2 protein-coding genes are annotated in these 1,152 nt (G+C 49.1%); both read right to left on the bottom strand.

The window, feature by feature from the left end; genetic code table 11:
• On the bottom strand, positions 1-890 hold an 890-nt coding region (truB, locus tag MJD61_06165; protein MCG8554859.1), incomplete at its 3' end, for a tRNA pseudouridine(55) synthase TruB.
• Positions 883-1,152 (bottom strand): 30S ribosome-binding factor RbfA (gene rbfA, locus MJD61_06160; protein MCG8554858.1); only part of this gene is annotated, 270 nt, incomplete at its 5' end. The genes truB and rbfA, both read right to left, overlap by 8 nt.

Genomic DNA, 1,152 nt, shown 5'->3' with positions numbered 1-1,152 from the left:
GGTTCCAGTTTTTGAAAACCCTCCTCATCCACCATCGGTTCAGCGATGGCGGCGATCCGTCCGTCTTCTCCGGTGACCCGGAGATTCATTCCAGGCCGGAAATGCTCGGGTGTTTCCATCACCGCGATTTTAGTCAATGGTTTGCCGTGGGTGATGGAGGCTACATAATCCGGGATGACCTTGACCTCAGGAAGAAAGTCCAGAACGGTTTCTGTTTCCAACAGCTTTTGGGCCAGGGTCCCGTCGTCCTGCGCCTGGCTCAACTCCTCTATGGTCAGTGAGGATTGCACATCAAACTGGCCGACCTGTTCACGGACCAATTGGGACATATGAGCCCCACAACCGAGAGCCTGGCCGATATCATGGCACAGGGTACGGATATACGTTCCTGCGGAGCATTTTACCCTGAATATGACCTGATTGCCCTCTTTTTTGAAGAAATCTATGGAATAAATCTGCAAAGTCACTGGTTTTCTTTCGGTTGTTATGCCGTTTCTCGCTAATTTGTACAGTGGTATCCCGTTTTTTTTCTTGGCAGAGTACATGGGGGGAGTCTGCTGTTGTTCTCCCTGAAAACCGGCCAAAATATCCCGAATCTCCTGCTCGGTGATATGGCTGGCATCTTCTGAGGACAGTACCTTGCCGGTGGCATCCTGCGTATCAGTCGTAATTCCAAGGGTCATCGTGGCCAAATAGACTTTGGGAAGGCTGACCAGAAACTGTATCAAGCGCGTGGATCGATCGAGGCAGATCGGGAGCACTCCTTCGGCTTTAGGATCGAGAGTGCCGATATGGCCCGCTTTTTTGACCTTGAGCGTTCTTTTGACGGATTGCACCATAAAAAAGGAGGAAGGCCCCACAGGTTTGTATAAATTCAAGATATTATTCATGGTTCCATTCACCGATGATTTTAGTGATTTTCTCGACATGGTCGGCCGCTTCATCCAGCTTGAAGTGCAACTCGGGGATATATTTCAGGTATAAATTTTTACCGAGAGAATTCCGGAGATAGCCCTTGGCGCTGTTCAACCCTTCGAGCGACTTTTCCTTTTCTTCTTCACTGCCCATAATACTGACATGCACCTTGGCGTTTTTAAGATTGTCGCTCAATTCAATACGGGTGACCGTCACAAATCCAATTCGGGGATCCTT

Source organism: Pseudomonadota bacterium, from assembly GCA_022361155.1.
In the GTDB taxonomy this organism is placed as follows: domain Bacteria; phylum Myxococcota_A; class Polyangia; order Polyangiales; family JAKSBK01; genus JAKSBK01.
This window is presented reverse-complemented; position numbering and strand designations above follow the sequence as displayed.